25 protein-coding genes and 1 pseudogene are annotated in these 23,652 nt (G+C 31.1%); 10 read left to right on the top strand and 16 right to left on the bottom strand.

All coding sequences use genetic code 11. From position 1 onward, the window contains the following. Positions 1-80 precede the first annotated feature (80 nt). From ACFSX9_RS07820 to ACFSX9_RS07810, 3 genes are read left to right on the top strand one after another with little or no spacing between them, the layout of a single operon-like run. Positions 81-485: a hypothetical protein gene (locus tag ACFSX9_RS07820; RefSeq protein WP_379806368.1), complete on the top strand. Its 405-nt coding sequence runs from the start codon at positions 81-83 to the stop codon at positions 483-485. 11 nt (positions 486-496) lie between these two features. Next, on the top strand, positions 497-1,039 hold the full coding sequence (locus tag ACFSX9_RS07815; RefSeq protein WP_379806366.1) for an RNA polymerase sigma factor: 543 nt from the start codon (positions 497-499) through the stop codon (positions 1,037-1,039). Next, a complete protein-coding gene (locus tag ACFSX9_RS07810; RefSeq protein ID WP_379806364.1) occupies positions 1,036-2,778 on the top strand; it encodes a hypothetical protein in 1,743 nt (580 codons plus the stop codon). Before ACFSX9_RS07815 ends, ACFSX9_RS07810 begins: the two co-directional genes overlap by 4 nt. A gap of 79 nt (positions 2,779-2,857) precedes the next feature. Here the strand turns inward: ACFSX9_RS07810 and ACFSX9_RS07805 are convergent, their stop codons facing one another. Then, entirely contained in the window at positions 2,858-3,610 is a 753-nt protein-coding gene (locus ACFSX9_RS07805; protein WP_379806362.1) for a lysophospholipid acyltransferase family protein, read from the bottom strand. 108 nt (positions 3,611-3,718) lie between these two features. On the opposite strand from ACFSX9_RS07805, the gene trpS reads away from it, so the two are divergent. Further along, positions 3,719-4,687 carry a tryptophan--tRNA ligase gene (gene trpS, locus ACFSX9_RS07800; RefSeq protein WP_379806360.1) on the top strand — a complete coding sequence of 323 codons (969 nt, stop codon included), beginning with the start codon at positions 3,719-3,721 and terminating at the stop codon, positions 4,685-4,687. A gap of 16 nt (positions 4,688-4,703) precedes the next feature. After that, on the top strand, positions 4,704-5,264 hold the full coding sequence (locus ACFSX9_RS07795; protein ID WP_379806358.1) for a hypothetical protein: 561 nt from the start codon (positions 4,704-4,706) through the stop codon (positions 5,262-5,264). Between the two features lie 18 nt (positions 5,265-5,282). Here ACFSX9_RS07795 and ACFSX9_RS07790 read toward each other — a convergent pair whose 3' ends face one another. Then, a complete protein-coding gene (locus tag ACFSX9_RS07790) occupies positions 5,283-5,954 on the bottom strand; it encodes a hypothetical protein (RefSeq protein ID WP_379806356.1) in 672 nt (223 codons plus the stop codon). Between the two features lie 65 nt (positions 5,955-6,019). On the opposite strand from ACFSX9_RS07790, the pseudogene ACFSX9_RS07785 reads away from it, so the two are divergent. The 3 genes and pseudogenes from ACFSX9_RS07785 to ACFSX9_RS07775 all read left to right on the top strand — a co-directional run. Beyond that, a pseudogene (locus ACFSX9_RS07785) lies at positions 6,020-6,520 on the top strand (tryptophan--tRNA ligase); the annotation flags it as partial. 77 nt (positions 6,521-6,597) lie between these two features. Then, positions 6,598-6,852 carry a type II toxin-antitoxin system Phd/YefM family antitoxin gene (locus tag ACFSX9_RS07780; RefSeq protein ID WP_379806354.1) on the top strand — a complete coding sequence of 85 codons (255 nt, stop codon included), beginning with the start codon at positions 6,598-6,600 and terminating at the stop codon, positions 6,850-6,852. Position 6,853: 1 nt separating this feature from the next. Next, positions 6,854-7,111, top strand: coding sequence for a Txe/YoeB family addiction module toxin (locus ACFSX9_RS07775; RefSeq protein WP_379806352.1), 258 nt, complete (start codon positions 6,854-6,856; stop codon positions 7,109-7,111). A 249-nt stretch (positions 7,112-7,360) separates the two neighbouring features. Here ACFSX9_RS07775 and ACFSX9_RS07770 read toward each other — a convergent pair whose 3' ends face one another. From ACFSX9_RS07770 to dprA, 5 genes are all read right to left on the bottom strand, one after another. After that, a complete protein-coding gene (locus ACFSX9_RS07770) occupies positions 7,361-7,963 on the bottom strand; it encodes a hypothetical protein (protein ID WP_379806350.1) in 603 nt (200 codons plus the stop codon). 31 nt (positions 7,964-7,994) lie between these two features. Next, complete coding sequence (locus ACFSX9_RS07765) at positions 7,995-10,568, bottom strand: phosphoenolpyruvate carboxylase (RefSeq protein WP_379806348.1); 2,574 nt, start codon at positions 10,566-10,568, stop codon at positions 7,995-7,997. A 560-nt stretch (positions 10,569-11,128) separates the two neighbouring features. Then, positions 11,129-11,464 carry a GIY-YIG nuclease family protein gene (locus ACFSX9_RS07760; RefSeq protein ID WP_379806346.1) on the bottom strand — a complete coding sequence of 112 codons (336 nt, stop codon included), beginning with the start codon at positions 11,462-11,464 and terminating at the stop codon, positions 11,129-11,131. Positions 11,465-11,484: 20 nt separating this feature from the next. Next, entirely contained in the window at positions 11,485-11,634 is a 150-nt protein-coding gene (locus ACFSX9_RS07755) for a hypothetical protein (protein ID WP_379806344.1), read from the bottom strand. 302 nt (positions 11,635-11,936) lie between these two features. Further along, positions 11,937-13,040, bottom strand: coding sequence for a DNA-processing protein DprA (gene dprA, locus ACFSX9_RS07750; protein ID WP_379806342.1), 1,104 nt, complete (start codon positions 13,038-13,040; stop codon positions 11,937-11,939). Between the two features lie 361 nt (positions 13,041-13,401). On the opposite strand from dprA, the gene ACFSX9_RS07745 reads away from it, so the two are divergent. Then, the gene (locus ACFSX9_RS07745; protein ID WP_379806340.1) at positions 13,402-14,343 is read left to right on the top strand and encodes an HU domain-containing protein; all 942 of its coding nucleotides are present in this window, start codon (positions 13,402-13,404) and stop codon (positions 14,341-14,343) included. Positions 14,344-14,440: 97 nt separating this feature from the next. Then, positions 14,441-14,950, top strand: a complete 510-nt coding sequence (locus ACFSX9_RS07740; protein ID WP_379806338.1) for an acyl-CoA thioesterase — start codon at positions 14,441-14,443, stop codon at positions 14,948-14,950. Between the two features lie 51 nt (positions 14,951-15,001). Here ACFSX9_RS07740 and ACFSX9_RS07735 read toward each other — a convergent pair whose 3' ends face one another. The 9 genes from ACFSX9_RS07735 to ACFSX9_RS07695 form a co-directional block, all read right to left on the bottom strand. Then, complete coding sequence (locus ACFSX9_RS07735) at positions 15,002-15,700, bottom strand: ABC transporter ATP-binding protein (protein ID WP_379806336.1); 699 nt, start codon at positions 15,698-15,700, stop codon at positions 15,002-15,004. A 23-nt stretch (positions 15,701-15,723) separates the two neighbouring features. Further along, on the bottom strand, positions 15,724-17,208 hold the full coding sequence (locus ACFSX9_RS07730) for a DUF5687 family protein (RefSeq protein ID WP_379806334.1): 1,485 nt from the start codon (positions 17,206-17,208) through the stop codon (positions 15,724-15,726). Between the two features lie 88 nt (positions 17,209-17,296). Continuing rightward, a complete protein-coding gene (locus tag ACFSX9_RS07725) occupies positions 17,297-18,001 on the bottom strand; it encodes a hypothetical protein (RefSeq protein ID WP_379806332.1) in 705 nt (234 codons plus the stop codon). Positions 18,002-18,009: 8 nt separating this feature from the next. Continuing rightward, positions 18,010-18,705, bottom strand: a complete 696-nt coding sequence (locus tag ACFSX9_RS07720) for a hypothetical protein (RefSeq protein ID WP_379806330.1) — start codon at positions 18,703-18,705, stop codon at positions 18,010-18,012. 2 nt (positions 18,706-18,707) lie between these two features. Further along, positions 18,708-19,385, bottom strand: coding sequence for a hypothetical protein (locus ACFSX9_RS07715; protein ID WP_379806328.1), 678 nt, complete (start codon positions 19,383-19,385; stop codon positions 18,708-18,710). Beyond that, complete coding sequence (locus ACFSX9_RS07710; protein ID WP_379806326.1) at positions 19,382-20,014, bottom strand: hypothetical protein; 633 nt, start codon at positions 20,012-20,014, stop codon at positions 19,382-19,384. Before ACFSX9_RS07710 ends, ACFSX9_RS07715 begins: the two co-directional genes overlap by 4 nt. A 21-nt stretch (positions 20,015-20,035) precedes the next feature. Next, positions 20,036-22,312: an alpha/beta hydrolase family protein gene (locus ACFSX9_RS07705; protein ID WP_379806324.1), complete on the bottom strand. Its 2,277-nt coding sequence runs from the start codon at positions 22,310-22,312 to the stop codon at positions 20,036-20,038. A gap of 18 nt (positions 22,313-22,330) precedes the next feature. After that, entirely contained in the window at positions 22,331-22,990 is a 660-nt protein-coding gene (locus ACFSX9_RS07700) for a hypothetical protein (RefSeq protein WP_379806322.1), read from the bottom strand. Positions 22,991-23,016: 26 nt separating this feature from the next. Then, complete coding sequence (locus ACFSX9_RS07695) at positions 23,017-23,652, bottom strand: hypothetical protein (protein WP_379806320.1); 636 nt, start codon at positions 23,650-23,652, stop codon at positions 23,017-23,019.

The following is a 23,652-nucleotide window of genomic DNA, read 5'->3' as shown; positions in this document are numbered from 1 at the left end:
GCCTTGAGCGTGATTTTTTTTTGTAATTTAACGCAACCTTATGTTGTAATAAACATCTACTAACTATAAATCATATTAAAATGAAAAAGTTATTTTTATTATTGAGTGTATTTGTATTGTTTAATTCTTGTACTCCAGAGCAAGACATTTATTCAATAGTTGTATTGCCAGTAGAATCTGTTACTGATCTTCCAGTCGAATTTGTACTTGGAGAAACTTATCAGATTACCATGAAATTTTATAGACCTACAACTTGTCATTCGCTTTATGGTATTTATTACGAAAAAGAGCTAAACACTAGAACTTTTGCAGTTAGAAATATGAAAGAAGAACGTGGTGGCTGTACTGAATTGACTGATGTATTAATTACACAAAACTTTACTTTTCATGTGACAAACACAGGTAATTATATTTTTAAATTTTGGACAGGAACAGATGATGAAGGCAACAACACTTATTTAGAATACAATATCCCTGTTATTTAATCTAAAGTAAATTGATCATAGAGCAACTCATAAATGATTGTACCAAGAAAAATATCAAGGCACAGGAACAACTTTATCGATTGTTGGCTCCAAAGTTGTTTGGTGTTTGCTTGAAATATTCTCGTAATTATGAGGAAGCTCAAGATAACTTGCAAGAAAGTTTTTTGATCATTTTTGAGAAAATAGGCCAGTTTAAACATAAAGGTTCTTTTGAAGGTTGGGCAAAAAGAGTGGTGATAAATTACACGTTGCAACAATATAGAAAGCAAAATATATTTGAAATTGTTTCAGAGAATATCGCAGATGAAGAGCATGTAGAAATTGATGATGAATCTGTTTCATTGGAATTTTTAACAAAGATTATTCAAGAACTACCGGATCGCTACCGATTGGTTTTTAATTTATATGTGATGGACGATTATTCGCATAAAGAAATTGCAACAATGTTGAACATCAACATAGGAACTTCAAAGTCAAATTTAGCCAGAGCTAAAGGAATTTTGAAAGAAAAGATAAAGTTGAATAATAATTATTCAATCCTAAAAACAAAATGAGAGAACAAAAGAATATAGAACGTTTGTTCCAAGAAAAATTTAAAGATTTTGAAGCTTTACCGCCTCACGATGCTTGGGAGAATATTGCTTCTAGATTAAACGAAAAAAAGAAGAAAAAAAGAGTATCTCCTTTTTGGCTTCAAGCTTCTGGTATCGCGGCTTCTTTAGTCATTATTGGAACTCTGATTTGGAATTATCAATTTGAAAATAATAGTGCAACTCCTACTAATTCCGTTGTAGTTTCTGGTGATAGTTCTAATGGAATAAATGCGAATGATTCGCAAACAGCAAATGAAGCAGTTACAAACATTGATCAAAGTGAAGGATCTGCTAATGGTGGTGCAAAAGTCGATTTGCAAGAAAATAGTAAACAAGATAAAATTAACACTGTTATAGATTCAAAAAACAATGTTGTTATCCAATCGAATGAAGCAGTTTCCAACAATGATAAAAGTAAAAAATCTCAAAACGATGCTTCAAAAATCGATTTTGAAAAAAGAAGTAAGCAAGATAAAATTAGCACTATTATCAATTCAAATAATAATGTTGTTATCCAGTCAAAGGAAAATAAAGATGGAGATAAAGAGTTAGAAAAGGCTGAAAATTTAAATCGAAATCATATTCCTTATTCAAAAGAAAATATTGTTTCGACAACCGAAGGCAATACTGTGAAAAGCACTAGAATTCCCTCTAAGGATATTTTAGTACAGAAAGAAGTAGCGAATTCAGCAACTAAAAACTTAGTTAATAATCAAAAGGAAATAGTTAAAACGTATAAAGAGAAAAACACTTCTAGTAAAAGTGAAATTATTTTTGGGAAGGAAAACGAACCAACAAAATATACGAATACAGAAAAGACTAATTTAAAAGAAACTAATAGATCAAAATCTATTGTTAGGACAAATAAAATCAGCGATAAAGATAGTACGCTAGTGGCAGAAATTGCTAAAGAACTAAATCCACTAGAAGAAATGCTTTTAGCAAAAGAGGAAGGGAAAAATGAAGAGGAAAAAGAAAAGAGAAATAAATGGGCGGTTAGCACAAACGCGTCGCCTGTTTATTTTAATTCGCTAGCTCAAGGTTCTTCTTTAGACCAGCAATTTGAGAGCAATACTAAAAACTTCTCAACAACACTGAGTTACGGTGTTAGCGGTAGTTATGCTTTAAATAAAAAAGTAAGTGTGCGCGCAGGAGTAAACAACATTAACTTAAGTTACAATACTAATGATGTTCTTTACCAGACTAAGTTGAGCGCTATTGTTGATAATAATACCCCAACGATCTCTAGAAATTCAAACGCTACAAATGTGTCTTTCACTTCGGAAAAAAACACAATTAGTACCTTAAGCGGTGATGTTGAAAATATCTCTCAAAGAAATATTGGTGCTTTAAAACAAGAAATAGGCTATGTTGAAGTTCCTCTTGAACTTACCTGTAAATTAATTGATAAGAAATTTGGGATTGAAGTAATTGGAGGAATGAGTACTTTATTTTTAAACGTCAATACTGTTTCTTTAGTAACAGATGGAATGCAAATGGAAGTAGGAAAAGCCAATAATTTAAATGACATACATTTTAGCAGTAACGTCGGTTTAGGTTTTAAATATAACTTTTGGGGAAATTTTAATGCCAATTTTCAACCCATGTTTAAATATCAAATCAATACATTTAGTGGCGATTCCGGAAATTTCAAACCTTACTTTATAGGATTGTATTCTGGGATTAGCTTTAGTTTTTAAGCTTTTTTGGTTAAGCTTAGTTTTTTGTTAAGTTGTTTCATTTTTAATAAAAATGAAGTTGAAAAAAGTCTAGATACGTCTAGACTTTTTTATTTAAATCGTTCTCTAACTCTGTCAAAATAATTTGTCTTACTTGTTGTCTAATTGTACTTCTATCTTCTAATGTTTTGCCCCTAGTTTCTATAATCGGACAAATTTTTGCACGCATCCTTCCAGGACTTCCACTAAAGAAAGTGTAAGAAAGCCTTTTCTTATTATCAAAAAACACAATGGGAACAATAGGCAACTGATGTTCGATTGCAATTCTAAAAGCACCATCTTTAAATTCATCGAGCACAATACTTTCATCATCGGGAACACCGCCTTCAGGAAAAATACAAATACTCAATCCTTGCTTGATTCTACTTTGGGCACGTTCAAAAACCTGATAACGACTTCTACTATTACTTCTATCTACTAGAATACAAACTCGCTTGTAGATAAATCCGAAAATTGGTATTTTGGCCAATTCCTTCTTTCCAACAAAAACAAACGGATGATTTTTCACAGCAATTAACATCATCATAATGTCAGTCATTGAAGTGTGATTCGCCACCAACATATAACTTTTACCATCTTCAAAAATCTCATCACCTTTAATAGAATAATTAAAACCCATGCCTATTAAAATAATTTTAGCCCATATTCGAGCGATTTTAAAAAAGAAAGGATACGTTTTCTCGCTAAGAATAGAGACGAAAATAAACGGAAATAAGAAGATAATGGGAACCAAAACCAGAAGATAAAACCAAATTCGGTAGAGAAAAGTTAGCGGATATTTTATAAATTTCATCAATGCTTGTTTATAAGTGTTCCAAAAGTAATGAATTTAATAAAACTTGACTCTTTTTACTTTCGCCTTTTTACATTATGATTTACCTTTGTGAAAAATAAATTTAAAATGGCGAAAATCTTAACCGGCGTTCAAAGTACAGGAACACCACACTTAGGTAATTTATTAGGAGCGATTATACCTGCAATTGAAATGGCGAATAATCCTGCTAACGAATCTTTTCTTTTCATTGCCGATTTGCACTCAATTACGCAAATCAAAAATGGAGCAGAACTAAGAAACAATACTTATAGTGTTGCTGCCACTTGGCTGGCTTGCGGTCTAGATACTAGCCGAGTAGTTTTTTACCGTCAATCTGATGTGCCACAAACTACAGAACTATCTTGGTATTTAAGTTGTTTTTTTCCATTTCAACGCTTGACTTTGGCTCATTCTTTCAAAGACAAATCAGATCGTTTAGACGATGTAAATGCAGGATTATTCTCTTATCCCATGCTGATGGCTGCGGATATCTTATTATATGATGCCGAATTCGTTCCGGTTGGGAAAGACCAATTGCAACATTTAGAAATTACTAGAGATGTAGCGGCACGATTTAATCATCAAATGGGAGAAACATTCGTTTTGCCAGAAGCTAAAATTGATGAAGAAATTATGATTGTTCCAGGCACAAATGGCGGGAAGATGAGTAAATCAGCAAATAATTTTATCAATATATTTTTAGACGATAAAGCATTACGCAAACAAATTATGGGAATTGAAACAGATAGCACTCCGCTTGAAGATCCAAAAAATCCTGATACTTGTAATTGTTTTACCTTGTATAGATTACTAGCAACTCCAGAACAAACTGAAGTAATGCGTGCAAATTATGTAGCCGGAAATTATGGCTATGGCCATGCTAAACAGGCCTTGTTTGAAGTGATTGTAGAGAAATATGCGACCGTTAGAGAAAAATACAATTACTACATTAATAACTTAGAAGAAGTTGATAAATTGTTATTAGAAGGTGCTGCAAAAGCAAGTGTGGTTGCCGATGGCGTTTTGAAAAAAGTGCGAATGAAGTTAGGATATTGATTAACCTCATTTACAGATGAATGAAAACTCAAAAAAACTCTTCAAACATTGTGAATTGTGTAAAAACAAATCACAAAATCTTGAAATTGGAATTTTTTGTACTTTAACCAACAACAATCCAAATTTTATTGTGTTGTGTGATCAGATTTCATTTAATGAAAATCTTGAAAAAAAGATTACAGAGGTTAACATCGCTTTTGAAAAAACAAAAAGAGAAAAGAATTGGGTATACTCTTATTTTATAATTTTCTTATTGATGAGTCTGGCTATGTTTGTTTTTACCTACAAATTCAACGATTATATCGCAAACATTTTAAGTAAATCAAGTGGTAGACCAATATTGATAGGCTCATCAATAAAAATAATTTTTATTTGTATTTCATTGGTTATGCTTGGTTATGCTTTTGGTGCCCTTAATAGACATCGTTTTGATAGTAAAAAGAACACTGGCGATAAACACGAATTAGATGCCATTTTAAAATTATACAATATCGAATATGATATTAAAATATCTTTTAAAGATCGAATATTAATGCCGACTGATATTAAAACACAATTAAAAATTAAAAAACCTTAAGGTTTAGACGTGTAAATTTTAAGGGTTTTTATTAAAGCGAAGTTTATTTTCCTCATCTGAGATTACTTTACTAATTTTCCATTCATTATCTTTTGTTTTTTTACAAAAAACATGATAGGTTCCAAAAAATTTAAATACTGAAAAAAATGAGCTGTCATTCTTTTCATTTACTAAAACTCGGGTAAGAAAAAGTACTTGGTCTCCAGAATTTCTATCTTGTTGTTCAAAAGTATTTGAATAAGAAACCTGCCTGACTTTTATATTAGAATTGTCAAATTCTTTTAATTCAACTCTTCTTGAATCTAAATCAAATTTTCGATAGACTGTGTTATCAACCGAAAGTCTTTTTACATAAAGTAGGGTATCTAACACGTTTTGTTCTGTTTTTTTATGCTCTTTTAATTTTGATATTCGATTTTCGTAATAAACTTTAGACTCTTTACTAAATTTATCAATAAATAAACTATCTACTTTTTGAATACTATCTATTTTTTTAAAACTATATTTTGTCGAATCTAATGGTGGTCGTGGAGGCGGAAGTTTTACCGCATAAAATTTCATCTCCCTTTCTAAAATTTCTGGCAACACGTCACATAAAACTTCTGCCTCTAACTCTTCATAGGTTTTTTCTTTCTCTGTGCAAGAAAACAAAAATAAAGAAAGGAATGTTAGTACAATTAGTCTTTGCATAAAATTAATTTAAAAAAGATATAGCAAAATTTAAGCCAAGTTTCTACTTGAATTAATATTCCCAAAGAAAGAACGCGTTACAATTTTTTCATCAAATGGGAGAAACATTCGTTTTACCAGAAGCTAAAATTGATGAAGAAATTATGATTGTTCCAGGTACAAATGGCGGGAAGATGAGTAAATCAGCAAATAATTTTATCAATATATTTTTAGACGATAAAGCTTTGCGCAAACAAATTATGGGAATTGAAACGGATAGCACTCCGCTTGAAGATCCGAAAAATCCTGATACTTGTAACTGTTTTACCTTGTATAGATTACTAGCAACTCCGGCACAAACCGAAACGATGCGTGCAAATTATTTAGCCGGAAATTATGGTTATGGCCATGCTAAACAAGCCTTGTTTGAAGTGATTGTAGAGAAATATGCGACCGTTAGAGAAAAATACAATTACTACATTAATAATTTAGAAGAATTTGATAAATTGTTATTAGAAGGTGCTGCAAAAGCAAGTGTTGTTGCCGATGGCGTTTTGAAAAAAGTGAGAGCTAAATTGGGATATTAGTATCTGACTGCTATCATTTGTTAAAAATTTTAAAAAATCAAAATATTGTACATATATTTGTACAAAGAACATCAATTATGGTAGTAACAAATATTTCGGATTTTAGAAAAGATATCAAATCCTATTTTGACAGAGTATCAAAAAACTTTGAGACTTTAATTATTAATCGTGGTAAAGATTCAGGAATTGTAGTTATGTCACTTGAAGAATATAATTCATTAACTGCGACAAATTATGAATTGTCAAATAGAACTAATGAAAGTAGACTAGATGCAGCAATTGACAAATTTAAAAAGCGCAATACATTTTCTAAAGACTTAATTGAGGAGTAAAATGAAATATGTATTCGTTGATGAATCTTGGGAAGACTATTTGTACTGGCAGAAAATAGACAAAAAGAAAGTCAAAAAAATAAATGAACTACTGAAAGATATTTCAAGAACTCCTTTTGAAGGAATAGGTAAACCTGAACCTTTGAAACATAAATATGCTGGATTTTGGTCAAGAAGAATTGATGATGAACATAGGTTAATCTACAGATTTATGGATGAAGAAATTCAAATTTTGAAATGTAGACATCATTACGATTGACACTTTAATTTGTCGCCAAAGGTTTTATAGGCTCACGAAAAAAGTGCTAAATTCCCGTTATTCTTTCGAGCAAAAATTTATATCAGTATAAAAGTCCAGGTTGTGAATTGCGCAGAGCAAAAAAAATACGAAATAAAAGAAAAGTTGTTAAAACAGCCTTCTTAAACAAAAGAATTATACAATAAGTAAAACCCTTGAAATCTGATTGATATCATATTTCAAGGGTTTTTTATTCTTCAATTAATTTATCTACACCCATTTATTGTTTTTCTTTTTCGAAACAACTACGATTTTATTCGGTATACATCCAAAAGGATACAATTCAAATAATGACTCACTCATTGATGAATTAAATAATACTCTTGATGTCGAAATTAATGAAGAAATATCTTCATCATTAATAAATTCTCCTTTTAATCTAACGAAATCAGGTTCAAAATATTTAAATTTTAGAGTAGATTTCGCTAACTCTTCATTTTTCAACCTTCTTGCGGGCAAACTATCAACTTCAAACGTGCTCTTGATATTTATCTTTTTACTGTTTATTGAAAATAGATTATAATTTAAACCAACATCTAGCTTATGTTTCTCTTTAGCTAATAACTTAATTGAGTCTTTTTGACTTTCAATTAATTTTATAAAATATTCAGTCGAAGGAGCTTTATAATTATATTTTTCATAATCTTTTTCTGGAGGTGGAGGTGGTGGCAGTCGGGGCATAACAATTTCATGAGCCAATTGAGGCAACACATCGCACAAAACCTCTGCTTCTAATTCCTCATAGGTTTTTTCTTTCTCTGAGCAAGAAAACAAAAATAAAGATAGGAATGTTAGTACAATTAGTCTTTGCATAAAATTAATTTAAAAAAAGATATAGCAAAATTTACGCCGAATTTCTACTTGCATTAATATTACCAAACAAAGAACGCGTTACAATTTTTTCATAAACAGCTAATAGCTTTTCATCATGGGTTTCGCTTTCGCGTAAAGCTTTAATTTTCAACAAAGCATATTGTTGAATTGTTATTAAAGGTAAGACCATTTTTTCACGCATTTCAATGGATGCTTTGCTGTCAGGATAATTTTCCATCAACTCGCTAAAGCCTGAAATCTTCAATAACAAACGCTCGGTTTCTAAAAATTCATCGTGTATAATATTCCAAAATCCCCCAAATTCTGCGTCGTTTTTCATGTAAGCTGTTAGTGGGAAAAATGATTTGCACAATGACATCATACTATTTTCTAATAATGTTCTGAAAAATAATGAGTTTTTATATAAATCCCGAACTTCTTGCCAACGGTTTTCATCTTCATAATATTTCAATGCAGTTCCCAGTCCAAAAAAGCCAGGAACGTTTTGCTTCAATTGGCTCCAAGAACCCACAAAAGGAATGGCTCTTAAATCGGCTAAATTCAATTTTTCATCAGCATTCCTTTTTGAAGGTCGACTTCCGATATTTGTTTTTGCGTAATAACTTAATGTGCTCATTTTTTCCAGATAAGGCACAAATAGTGGATGATTTTTAAAGTTGCTGTATTTCTCAAAGCTAATTTCGGCCAATTGTTCTAAAATAGCATTTTCTGTCGGCGTTAATTCTTTTTGATTTGAAGTGAAAACCTGATTTTTCGCACCAGCACTTACTAAATTTTCTAAGTTGTAACGACAAGAGTCCAAGGTTCCAAAATTAGAACTAATTGTTTGACCTTGAACTGTTAATTGCAATTGCTGACTTTCAATTTTTGGACCTAAAGAAGCATAAAATTGATGTGTTTTTCCACCACCACGTGCTGGAGGCCCGCCTCGACCGTCAAAGAAAATAACTTTAATATTGTATTTTCTTGAAATTGCAGTCAAAGCTTCTTTTGCTTTATAAATTGCCCAATTTGCCATTAAATATCCGCCATCTTTTGTTCCGTCTGAAAAACCCAACATAATTGTTTGCTGATTACCACGATTCTTCAAATGGTTTGAGTAAACAGAATTAGTGTATAATTGTTCCATCACTTTATCGGCTTTGTGCAAATCTTCAACCGATTCAAAAAGCGGGACAATATCTACAGTAGGATTTTTCCAATCACACAAAGGAAACATTGCTAAAGTTTCCATCACGTTTAAAGCACTTTCGTTGTTACTAATTATGTAACGATTGCAACCAAATTCACCATTTTTTTCTTGAATAGTTCGAATCGCTTGAATTGAACCTATTGTTTCTCTCGTAATTTCGTTCTCAAAATCAGATGGTTTCAAATGAGCTGAAACTGTTGATAAGATATTTATTTTTGTTGCTTCTGGTAAAGTAAAATAATCCGCTGGAAACAACGAGCTTTCCTTTTGAACAATTTCTTGAAATACTGATTTGTGAATTCTACTATTTTGGCGAATGTCCAAAGTGGCAAAGTGGAATCCGAATAAATTGACCTTATTCAACAACAAATCGACTTCGTCTACATACAACGACTGATGATTTTCAACGATTATTTGCTTGATGTTATGCAACTCCTTTTTGAATTCGTCCAAAGTGATGAATATTTCGCCTTGCGAATAAAACACAGACCGATACAATTTGTTTTCTAAATCAGCTATAATAATTGCAACACGCGTGAAGGTTAATTTTCGTTTTAATTTTCGAATATCCGAATAATAACATTTCAAAATTGAAGTTCGTAAGCGATCTGCAACTTTAAAAGTGATTTCGGTAGTTACAAATGGATTTCCGTCGCGATCACCTCCTGGCCAAAAACCTAAGTTTAAGATGTCGTTTTTAATTTCTTTTCCTTTAAAAATGTTCTTTTGAAGGTATTGAATCATATCACCGGCAGATGTATAAAATACATTTTCCAAGTACCAAATTAAACTAACCGCTTCATCAAAAGGTGTTGGTTTTTCTTTGTTGAAAAAAGGTGTTTTGCCTAATTGTGCTAATAAATCTCTTATTACAATATGATTATTTGTTTTTAAAGCTTCGGTTAAATCTGTAATAATTCCTAAAACTGAACCCGGATAAAATTGGGTTGGATGCGCCGTTAATACGGTTCTAACTTTAAAGTTTTCTAAAAATTCTCGTAATTCTTTAGTTTTCCCTTCCGCATCAGCGGTTTCTTTAATAGCACGAAGCGAACTTTTTCCTTCCATATTATTCACGATTGGAAAAGCTGCATCTTCAACAGCGTCAAAAAGCACTACTTGTCGTTCCACATATTGAATGAAACGAAACATCAAACTGATTTTTTCAGATTCAGACGGATTGTCGAGATATTTATTAGCAAAGGTTTCGAAAATCTCGGTTGGACTTTCCTCATTTTTATAACCATTTTCACAAACTTCTGAAAACAAAGGCAACAAAACGCCGGTATTATTTATTTCGTCAAAAGGTAATGTGATGAAAACACTGTTGTATATGGTGTATTTTGACGCAACATTTTGTTGAAACCGTTCTATTTTTGGAAGTGTGTACATGGTTATGAAATTTGACACTAATTTACGCGTTTAAATTTTAAAACTATTAGAAACCTGAATTTTCATTTTATACCTGTATTTTCTTATTTATTAATTGAGAAGCTGAAATGAATTCAGCTTGACAAGATTGTGATGATTGTAATTTTAATCTTGTTGTTAATATTATCATGAAAATATTACTTTGTCATTCTGAACTCGTTTCAGAATCCACACTTATCGTAAATCTATTGAGAAGCTGAAACGAGTTCAGCTTGACAAGATTGTGGTGATTGTAATTTTAATCATGTTGTTAATATTATCATGAAAATATTATTTTGTAATTCTGAACTCGTTTCAGAATCCACTATTCTATCTAAACTAAATTGGAAGCTAAAACGAGTTCAGCTTGACAAGATTGTGTTGGTTTTGTTTCTTCGTGATGCTTCGTCATTCTGAACTCGTTTCAGAATCTACTATTTCCTTGAATTTAATTGAGAAGCTGAAACGAGTTCAGCTTGACAAGATTGAGGTGATTTTACTTATTACTATTGATGATAAATTGGCATTAATTTTATACTTTGTCATTCTGAACTAGTTTCAGAATCTAACGGTTTCCACAAATTATTCCAATCAGGGTTTGATTCTTCAATTAAATTAATTTTCCATCGCCTATGCCAATTTTTTAATTGTTTTTCTCTGGCGATGGCATCGTTTATATATTGAAACTCTTCATAATATATTAACATTTTAAGTTTATATCTTGATGTAAATTTACTACCTTCTTCCGCTATTTGTCTTTCCATTCTGTCATCGATACCGCCAGTCACTCCGATATAAAGTGTTCCGTTTCTTTTATTTGTAAGAATGTAAACCCAATAGTTATGATAATTTCTATATGCCATGTTCTGTGTGTTCAATTTTTTATACAATAATTTTGTCATTCTGCCGAAAACTTAGTAATCGTTTCAGAAGCCATTATTCTATTTAAACTAAATTGTAAGATGAAACGAGTTCCGCTTGACAAGATTGTGGTGGTTTTGTTTATTGATCTTGATGATAAATTATTATTAACGTAATGATTTGTCATTCGGAAATCGTTTCAGAATCTACTATTTCCTTGAATCTAATTGAGAAGCTGAAATGAGTTCAGCTTGACAAGATTGTGGTGATTTTGCTTATTAGTAATGCTTTGTCATTCTGAACTCGTTTCAGAATCTGTTATTCTATTTAAACTAAATTGGAAGCTGAAACGAGTTCAGCTTGACAAGATTGTGGTGGTTTTGCTTATTAGTGATGCTTTGTCATTCTGAACTCGTTTCAGAATCCACTATCCACTTTAAACTAACTTAGAAGCTGAAATGAATTCAGCTTGACAAGAATGAAAATGATTTAAATCACTTCAAACATTTTTCCAGGTAACGGGCGAATGATTCCTTTTAGTTCCATATTTAATAAGACAGCGGAAATTTTATATATGGGGAAATCGCATTCTATGGCGATAATGTCCATCATTTCTTTTCCGGTTTTTTGAAGGTAATCGTAGATTTTTTGCTCTTCGTCTGTTAGGGAAATGAAGAGTTGCCTTTGAACGGCTTTTGGTTGTTTTTTGGAAATTTCCCAATTTAAGATATAAACCAAATCTGCTGCAGAGGAAAGTAAATTAGCACGTTGCGTTTTGATAAGATTATTACATCCTTGGCTATATTTATCAGTGATTCTTCCTGGAACTGCAAAAACATCTCGGTTGTAATCGTTGGCTAGATTTGCTGTTGCTAAAGAACCTCCTCTTTCGGCACTTTCGATTACGATTGTGGCTTCGCTTATGCCAGCAACAATGCGATTTCTTTTGATGAAATTTTCTCTGTCGGGATTGGCGTTGCTCCAAAATTCGGTTAAGAATCCGCCGTTTTGTTCCATTTTTGCCATATACTTTTTATGGACTTTGGGATAAATTTGATTTAAGCCGTGTGCTAAAACGCCAATAGTCTGCAATTCACATTCCATTGCCACTTGATGAGCATAAATATCAACACCATAAGCAAATCCGCTCACTATAATTGGATTTAAAGGAGCAATATCTTCAATGAGTTTTTTAGTAAACTCCATACCATAACTTGTAATTTGTCGTGTGCCGACAATACTGATGATTCTACGGTTTTCCAAATTGATGTTTCCGGCTTGGAATAATATAGTAGGACTGTCGTAACAATTTTTCAATCGTTCAGGATAGTTGTCTTCTTGGAAAAATGTAAATGAAATATTTTCTTTAATGATAAACTGGAGTTCGGCTTCTGCTTTTGCAAATACCGATTTATCCTGTAGTTTTTGGATAACTACGGAACCAATTCCGTCGATAGTTTGGAGTTGGGCTTTTTTTGAAGCGAATACTTCTTCTGCAGTTCCGCAATTTTGAATGAGCTTTTTGGCGATTACATCTCCTACTCCTTCCACTTGCAACAACGCAAGCGTATAGTAAAGTTCTGACTGTGTCATGGCGTATAAAAATTTATTTTGGCGTATAATTGAATGACAAATTTAATGGTTTTTAGTTATTTTCCAAATTATATTTTACAATTTTAAATCAAAACCTATTGAATTATAAACGCTTATGGAAATTGAACAAAAAAAGAAAAAGAAATCCTAACTAGCCCTGATTGTAACGCAAATCCTTTTCTAACTCCAGCAGAGTTTAAAAATCTGCTGGAGTTAGAAAAGATTGAAGAGAAAGCAGGAAAATGGACCCCAAAAAAGCCCAAGCCTTTCGCTTCTAAACAATTAGAAATAAAAACTGAATTGTTAATAAAATTTGTTGATAAAATTTTGATATTGGTATTGATTATCTAACTTTGTTGTTATGCAGATAGAGAAACATATTTCCGACTTATTATATCGTTATCAGTGTGTTACGGTTCCTGGTTTTGGTGCTTTTTTGACTGAAACTGTGTCCGCACAAGTCACAGGTAGCGCTAGTTCTTTTTTTCCGCCAACGAAAGTTATTTCTTTTAATGCTAATGTAAGAAACAATGATGGTTTATTAGCCAATCATGTGGCTTTGCAAGAAAAGATGTCTTATGATTTAGCGGTGATTAAGATTGGAGATTTTGTAAATGAATGGACGTATTTGTTGCAAAATCGTGATAAAGTTGTGTTGAAAAACATAGGTGAAATCGCGGTGAATCATGAAATGAATTGGGTTTTTGAACCAGTAAATACTATAAATTATCTTACAGATTCGTTTGGTTTAGCATCATTTGTTTCGTCTGAAATTTCAAGAGAAGTTATAAAGCAAGAATTGGCTTTGATTGAAGAAAAGATGCCAATTGTCTTAGTTCCTGAGCCAAAGTACGATTTTTCTTATATGAAATACGCTGCGGCTTTTGTGCTAATGCTTGGTGGTGTTGCAACTTTTGGTTATAAATTATACAATGATCAAAATGTGGAACAACAGACGCTTTTAGTAGAGAAAAATGTGCAACAAAAAGTGCAACAACAGATTCAGGAAGCTACATTTATGATTAGCGCTCCTGTAAATACTGTTGAACTTTCTGTTGTAGCAGCAGTAGAAAACATGCCTTATCACTTGGTTGCAGGTGCTTTTAGAAGTGAGGAAAATGCAAGCAAGGCTATTGCCGAGTTAAATGCAGCCGGCTTTGAAGACGCTAAAATGTTGCCATTGAATAAATCAAATTTGTATCCGGTTGTTTATAAAAGCTTTGAGACAATGGATGAAGCTGAAATAGAGAAGAAAAACATTCAAAAAACGCACAATAAGGAAGCTTGGTTATTAATTGACTAACTTTTTAACAATTTGCGTATAAATTATTAAAATCCCTTTATTGGGATTTTTTTTATGCTTTGTTTTCAAAATCCTCTATATCTTTGCAAAAAAAACAATGCAAGCAAAATTTCCTTCAGAATCTTTAACCACGATGACAGATGTTGTGTTGCCTGGTGAAACTAATCCGTTGAACAACTTATTTGGTGGCGAATTATTAGCACGTATGGACAGAGCCGCGAGTATATCTGCAAGAAGGCACTCAAGACGCGTTTGTGTAACAGCTTCTGTAAATAATGTAGTATTTAATCGTGCAATTCCACTAGGAAGTGTAGTAACCGTTGAATCAAAAGTTTCAAGAACGTTTAATACTTCAATGGAAATTTTTATTGATGTGTGGATTGAAGACCGAGAATCAGGAATTAAAAATAAAGCAAACGAAGCAATCTATACTTTTGTAGCGGTTGATGAAACGGGAAGACCTGTTCCAGTACCGGCAATTGAACCTCAAACAGAATTAGAAATACAACGTTTTGATGCGGCTTTAAGAAGAAAACAACTAAGTTTAGTCTTAGCTGGAAAAATGAAGCCAAGCGAAGCAACGGAGTTAAAAGCGTTGTTCGTATAAATAATAAAATACTACCTTATTTTTAAGAAATAAGGTAGTATTTTCATTTCATTATTGTACAGAAAAATATTCTTCTAATTCTGATAATGTTTGTGTCGTTGGAATAATATCTTTTACAACTATTCCTTTATTTAAAACCACAATTCGGTCTGAAACCTCAACGGTATGTTGTAGATCGTGACTTGAAACTAATATGGTAACTTTTGGATCTTCGGCCAATTCCTTAATAATTCGTTTTAGTCTAATTTGTGTGGAAGGATCTAAATTAGCAAAAGGCTCATCGAGAATAATTACTTCTGGATTTCCTATCAATGCTGCCACAATACCAACTTTCTTAGCATTTCCTTTCGATAAATCGCGAATGTATTTCTTCTTGTTTAAAATCTCATCATTAAAAAACTCGATGTGTTTTTGTAGAAAAGTATCTACATCTGCTTTGTTCCAATTTCTTAATTCGCCCACGAAGTAAAAATACTCTTCGGGTGTTAAATAACCGATTAAAAAGTTTTCATCAATATAAGCTGACGTGAATGGTTTCCAATCTTCTGATTCAGAAATTACAACATTGTTTGAAGTGATTTTCCCTTGAGATGGCTGAATTAAATCAAGCAACAAACTGAAGAAAGTAGTCTTTCCTGCTCCGTTATTACCAATTAAACCAAAGCTCTGTCCTTTAGGAATATCTAATGAATCTATATCTAAAACTGTTGTGCCGATATATGTTTTCTTTAAATTTACTGCGTTTATCATGATCGAAGTGATTTTGTTGTTTGTTAATTTTCTTGTTGTTTGAATCCTTGAAGCGTGGCATATTTTCGTTTTTGATATCCTAAAACTATTTTCTTGATGAAATAATTTCGCAGGAATAAAAATAAAATTCCGATTGCTCCTAACCCAATAGTTGCTGTTTCTTGATTTGTGATTTTATAAATTACATACCAAATTAAAATTGGCACCAACAGCAAAGGAAAACCTACTAACCACTGCGCTGCTCCGGCTCCCTGATAATTCATAAAAGGACTTTTTTCTAAATCAATTTTCTTCTTATTAAAGGATCCTGAATAAAGTATCACCAAAACATTGACTCCAATATTATATAAGGCACAAGCTAAATTAATCCAAAGTACGTTCCACCCAAAATAAACATAAGGAATAGAAGCTAAACCTAAAACGATAGCTGAAAATGTTAGTAAAGCTACTTTTGACTCTAAATATTTCTTTAAAGGAATGTTTTGCGCATGAATTAAGCTGAAGTAATTACTATCCCAAGACGGAATAAATTGACCAAAATTAATAACAAAAATACCGGTGACGAAAATACCAATAAACACAAAAAATGCTGGCATCTCATTGTAGGCTGGATTTGTGTAAAATATTAATCCATAAGCCAAAAATATTACCGACATCATAAGCGTGGCACGCGGTCTTTTATTTCTCCAAATTAATTTTAAATCTAACTGAATAAAGGGTGCAATTGATCCAAATTTTCTGGTCCAATTTAAATCTGTTGTCTCTACATTGCTTTCTTTAGCTTTTATTAAACTATCTAGATACAAATTGGCTTTTAAAAACTGATAATTTAAGAAATATAACAGTCCAGCGAATCCGAAAAACACTAAAACTAAAGCAGGATTTTGAACTACAAGTAGCATCAATTCCCCAATGTAGTAACTACTACTAAAAATATTAAAATATTCTAGTCCGATAGCGATTACTACTAAAGACATTAAAAACCCAAACTTTCTTAAATGCGCAGTGAAACTTTTTTTGATTAAGAAATTGGTGTAATTAATTATTAAAACCAAAGCAATTATACTTAATATCCAAGCAGTTGCCTCGCCACCAGAAACTGATTGTTTGCTATATGCAATTACAGCAAATGGAACCGCAATAAATAGTCCAATTAGATTATAAAATGAGAACACACTCTTTATCAACACATAGTGAATAATCGTTTTCTTTTTTATGTTTTGCGTTAAAAACGACTTTATATCAATTACTGGTAAAGTTTGCACGAAAAAACGAAGCATCAATTCTACTACAAACCAAATTCCAATAAATTGTTGCACTACATGAAAAGGGTTCTGTTCTGGAAAAGTAGTTTCTAGAATTTTATATAAGAATACACCCAACCCAAGTAATGAAAGAGATAAATACAAAGCAATAAATACTAAAAATAGTTTTAAAGCAACGCTCTTCCCTACACTTGCAGATCTTATAAAAGATTTAAATTCAAAAAGTAAAAAATGTTTAATCATAAGAAATTTTTAAGAGTTTAGTCAGTAGGTAAAAACGATATGAAAGTTCTAAGTTATACTTGAATTGGTAGGTAAATTTGTGTTTTTGTTACACTTGTTCCACCATTGTGTATTCTGGATAGGTTTCTTTTAAGTATTGTTCTGCTTTTGAAGGAATTATTTTCACCATAATAAAAGAAGTCAAACCAAAAGAAATCAAAAACAGGCTAATTCCAAAAAGAAGATAATCATTTGTAAGGGTATCTTGATGATTTGAAAATAAATTAAGGAATTGCATCGGAAAAATTAATATTGCAAAAAAAGACCCAAAACCCGAAATTATTTCTTCAAACATCCATTTTTTACCTGTTTTTTTTGAACGTTTTTTTCTTTTTCTGTGGTCATATATTAATGCGTCGATCATCAACAAAAAAAAAGCTAGCATAGCCAAATGAACTATTCCATAAAAATAAACCAACTTAAAAAAAAAGAACAACCCAACAACTAATGCTATGGTAAGAAATATTTTTGGGATCGTAAAAAACTCCTTAAAATGTTTCCAAATTAGGAGATGATACTTTTTCCCTAAAGCCGCTTGTCTTTTTTCGACCACATCCATAAATCCGAAAATACCAAACTTCTTAAATTCAATTTTTAAAGCATCTTCAAAGGCAATTTTCGGATTTTCTGCCCATTGTGTTTCTATCGAATTAGCGAGATGATCTACTAACTCGGTTTGCAAATCATACCATTCCACATAATGTTGGCGGGTGAATTCGTGTAAACGTTCTATTTGTTCCGCGGTGATTTTCATGTAATGATTTATATTAGTTCATATTCCGGATAGGTTTCTTTTAAGTATTGTTCTGCTTTTGATGGAATTTCAAATATAATTATATATTCCAACAAATATAAGGACACAATTAAAACACTAAAAAACACTGCTTTAAAAACACTTAGTCCTGATTCATAATCAACACGCATCATAATTTGAGTAGGCAAATAACTCAAAGCCAGAAAAGTGCTATATCCCGAAATAATTTGATGGAATAACCATTTCTTACCTGTTATTTTTTCTTGTTTATTATTTTTCATTCGTTGAAATATAGTTGCGATCCAAAAAGAAACCAGCACCAAAATTAAAAGTGTATTAATTAGTAATCCTGCTAGATCATTTAAATACATTAACGTAAAATAAAAAACGAACATAAGCGAAAATGTTGCAATCCCTTTTGGAATTGTAAAAAAGGCTTTAAAATGCTTCCAAACAATTTTATTGTATTTTTTATTTAAAGCTATTTTTCTATTGTCAACAACATCCATAAATCCAAAAACACCGAACTTCTTAAATTCAATTTTTAAAGCATCTTCGAAAGCAATTTTCGGATTTTCTGCCCATTGTGTTTCTATCGAATTAGCGAGATGATCGACAAACTCGGTTTGTAAATCATACCATTCGACAAAATGTTGCCGTGTGAATTCGTATAAACGTTCTATTTGTTCGGTGGTTAATTTCATAGTTAAGCGAAAATTTGAGTTTTTAATTCTTCAATCGTTTTTTTTCGAACTTCAATAAAAACTAATAATGAAATAAGTGTGAATGTAAAAACTATTGACATCATTGCTTTTGCTAAAAAATGATTAAAATCAATAAAGTTATTAGTGTAAATTATAAAAGAACCAGAAAGTTGCGTTAATGCAAAAATCAGCGATGAATTGACGCCAAGCAAATGGGTTTTCAAAACAATCATTTTATCTACTTTAGTATACTTTCTATAATATAAAGACTGAAATAACCCAAAAAGTGCTACTATAGAAATCGGAATTATATTCGCTTTTTGAGGCTCTTTAAAAAAATTTAAAAAAATATAATAAGAAACAAATATACTTACGGTTAGCACTAATTTTGGAAAAGTAAAGTATTCTTTAATTCTTTTTAAATTATCTTTTGTAGCTTGTTTTTGAGCAAGTTTTAATTTTTCACGCAACAATCCTCTAAAACCTTTTTTTCTCCCAAAACCTTCAACTTTGGCAATCAACACAGCTTCTTCAAAATTTTTAGTTGGGTTTCTCTCCAAAATATCTTCTACACTTAAAATCATATGATCTAAAATTTCCATATAAATTTCATAGTAGTTGATATCATTTTGTTTGATGTAATTTTCTATGTAGGTTATTTGTTCTTCGTTTAGTTTCATACTAACTGATATTTTTTAGTGCATTTTTTGTGTTTTATAAAGTTCTCACACATTAGTAAAAATTGTAAAAAAAGCATCGAAGTCATAAACATTTTCAACGTATACATTTCGCCATCAAAAAGCTGTATAAAAATTATGAAAAGTAATATTGGTGAAGCTTGATTGACTAAAAACCTATAGGTTGTATGTTTCGCTTTGTAATTGATTAATAGCAATAAAATCAAAATATTGACGCCTATAATTAAAGACGCGATGTTTAAAAAATTATTTAAATAACCAAGCGATGAAAAATCATACTTAATAACAAAACTAAAAATTGCCCAAATAGCGAACAATCCTACATAATAAAAATAAGATTTTTTAATACTTCTTTCTAGCTTGTTTCCAACAATTCTAGGAAAGGAATAAATCAAACCAATATTAATACTTCTTTTTTGCGCAAACAAAGGATGCCAACAAATCATTACAGATTTTAAAGCAACTTCAAATTCTATTTTTTTAGTAATTATTATTTCTTCTATTTCAGTTGCTATATGGTCTAATACTTCAAGTTTTATATCAATTTCTCTGATTCCAAAACTATCTAGATAATTTGAAATTATTGTTGTTTGTTCGTTGGTTAATTTCATAATAAATTAAAGTATAGATTACTACTGTTTTAAATTTTGGGCGAAAAACCCTAACATTACTTTGTACAATTCAATGTTGTTTTCTTCTCTTACAAAACCATGTCCTTCGTTATATTTTACCATATAAGGAACTTCAAAACCTTTTGCTCTCAAAGCTTTTACAATTTGGTTGGATTCGTTAATGTTTACTCTTGGGTCATTTGCACCTTGAATTACAAATAAAGGCTTGGTAATCTTATCAACATTATTGATTGGGGAAACTTGTTTGGCAATTGCTAATTCTTCTTCATCTTCTAAGTTATACCAGTATTTATAAACTAATTTCTTTTGTTCATTCCAATGAGGTGGAAACGATTTAAAAAATGTTTCAATGTTTGAAATTCCTACATAATCAACACCGCATTTATACAATTCGGGTGTTTTAACCAATCCCATTAATGTTGCATAACCGCCATGACTAGCGCCATAAATAGCAATATTCTCTTTATCTACCCAACCTTGCTCTATTGCATACTTGACGCCATCTTCAATATCATCCATAATTTTTCTACCGCATTGCTTAAATCCTGCTTCGAAAAAAGCTTTACCATAACCGCCTGAAATTCTAAAATTTACTTGAAGTGTTGCATAACCTCTCGTGGCGAAGAGTTGAGCTTCTGGATTAAAACCCCAAGAATCTCTCACACCTTGTGGTCCTCCATGCGGATTCACAATTAATGGAACTTTTTTACCTGATAAAGTTGCTTTTGGCAATGTTATATAACCATGAATCGTTAAACCATCTCTACTTGTAAAAGTTATAGGACGTTGTTCTGCCATATCACTTTGAATCAATTTTGGTTTTAAATCGTAAAGTAATTTTGTTTTCTGTGTTTTTGCCTGATATTCGTAATATTTTGCTGGATTCTTATCACTTGCAACTAGAAGTAAATATTTAGAATTATCTTTTGTTCTCCCTACTATACTAAACTTACTTCCTTTAAATTCTTTATTCCACTTCTTGTATAATTTTTGATAGTATTTACTAACCGGTTTAGCTTCATACTTTTCTCCATTATATCCTAAAAGTCCAATTTCATAATTTCGAAGTTCATCCAACACAATCGATGAAACGTCATATTTATCATGAGAAAATATTTCTTTGATAATTTCTTTTTTCTTTAAGTCATACAAAACAATCCTCGTTTTATCCGAATCCAAGTTTGTTATCACATAAGCTTCATCTGGATTACTAGAAGCGTAATTAAAAGTAAGAACTCCAAAAGTATTATTTGATTCAGCTTCAACTAAGAGTGTATATTCATCTGAGTCACTTGCCTTATAATAGTATTCGTAGGATAAGCCCTGATTGATGTACTTTACATAGCCTCTTAAGACACCTTCTTTATCAAACAAATACAAACTGATAGGTTTTGCAATGTCTGTATTTGAATATAATTTTTCTAAAACTCCTGTATTAATATTAATTTTATAAGGTTCGAAAACTTGTAGATTATCCTTGTTCATTAAAACAATAATATAATCCTCTTGCTCTTCTAAACCATTCAAGAGTCCAGCTGTAACTCCTTCAAACGGAGTTAAATCTACATTATTTGTACCATCAATATTCACGGCATAAATATGTGTTTTTTCGTCACCGTCTTTATCCATTACGTACAACAATCGGTTGTCATTTATCCAGCCGTAGCCTTTTATAATGCGGTCAGTTTCTTCAAGCGCCTTAATTATTTCATTAGTAGCTGTATTTTTTACATAGACATGATTTTTTCCTGAAGCGTCTTTTTCCCTGTAAGAAAGATATTTGCCATTTGGTGCATATTGAAATGCCGATACTTTCGAAGTTTCCATAAAATCTTCCACAGAATATTTATGAGCAACACCGCCATCATAACTAGCAATTTTTTGAAGTTGTTCTTGCGATGACTCTAATTCTTTTGCTTCGTTTTTTTTAGCATCAAATTTTTCCAAAACTAATGGGAATTCCATCCCGGCTTGATAGAAAATGCCACTTATAATTTGATTTTTTAGACTTCCTTTGTAAGAAATTCCTGCTTTTAAAAAGTTTAATTCTAACTCATTATTTTTAAAAACAGTATTGTCAATTTCTAAACCAATAGCTCCTTGCACAGGAATATCCATTGTGGATGTAAATTGATTATTAATTTCATTGATGTGGAATATAATTTCTAATTTATTTCCCTGAACGTCAAGTGCTCCTTTCCATGAGCCCACTATTTGTCCGTTAACTTTTGTTATTCCTAGAATAAAAAGTAATACTAAAACTATTGATTTTTTCATTGCGTGAAATTTTAAAAATTATGCTGTGTATTGTTGAACTATTATTCTTGCGCGCTTACTTTGTTTCAAATTAAATGTCATTGCAATATAAAGTAAGACAAAAAAGAAAGGCACAATTATTTTGCTGTAAAAAACTTCAAATACTGAATAATTAAGCTGTACTGCTTTTAAAAGAAAAAGAATTAAGAATAATAAAATTGGAACTACACCGTAATAAAACAGCAAGTTAGATGTGGTTTTGACAACTAACTTATTTTTGTGAAGATTTTTATAAATAAAACCTGATTCCTTTATACAAAATAAAGTAAACAAATAAAATAGTATAACGCCGCTTTCGAGAGGATTCTCAGAAAAATAAAGAAAAAGAAAAATGATACTATTTATAGTGAAGAAAAGTGGCTTGGTTTGTCTTAATAAATGATTTTTGAAGTTTCTAAAATTTACTTTATTGAAAGTTGTCACCATCTCTTTTTGTATTTTCTTCAATTCACTTTTACTAAAAGCTTGTTCTTTGACCTTATTAAAAGCACTTTCAAATGAAATATCTTCAGCGTCTCTTATATCTTCGACTGCCAAGATCATATGGTCTAAAATTTCTAGGTAAACTTCGTAATACACGATGCCATCCCTTTTGATGTAACTTTCTATTTCTGTAATTTGAGTTTGATTTAGTTTCATGGTAAATTATGAATTTAAGTTGTTAGTTACTCAACTGCAAATAATTCCTTATTTCTAGTATTAAACTTTATAGTAGTTCTTCCAATAAACCAGATGAATAAAACAGTAATGATGCCGTATAGCAACGTTAAATTTACCGCTAAATCACTTCTGGTCGGAACAAATACTCTTGCCAACATGAATACATTAAAATAAATGGTCCCGATAGAAAAATTGTTTTCCATAGCGTAAAATTTTTTCTTGTACACTCGCTTAAAAAAGACCATCCAGCCGAGAGATATTAATATTAATGCTAGAACAGAACCTAACTGAATCATATGAATGTTTGTTCTTATAAATTCAAAAAAATTTCCTTTGAATAGTATAAAGGACACTACAGAAAATACTATCACATCTTTACTTTTTAAAAAATTAAAAAACGTTACAATAGATGCCAAAAAATCTGCTTTTCTATCAACTTTTCCTGTTTTTAAAATCATCTCTTTATTTTCGAGAATATATGCTGAAAAAGCAGTATCAAATGCCGTTTCATTTTTGATCATTTCAAATTCAACAGCTGATGCGATGTGATCCACTAATTCAATTCGCAAGTCATCAAAAATAATATTGATGCTTTTTAAATACTGATCGATCTGAATAATGTTTTCTTTAAGTAATTTCAT

Origin of the sequence: Flavobacterium ardleyense (assembly GCF_042686085.1) — a bacterium.
Taxonomy (GTDB): domain Bacteria; phylum Bacteroidota; class Bacteroidia; order Flavobacteriales; family Flavobacteriaceae; genus Flavobacterium; species Flavobacterium ardleyense.
The sequence above is the reverse complement of the archived record's forward strand: the minus strand, read 5'-3'. Positions and strand labels throughout refer to the sequence as shown.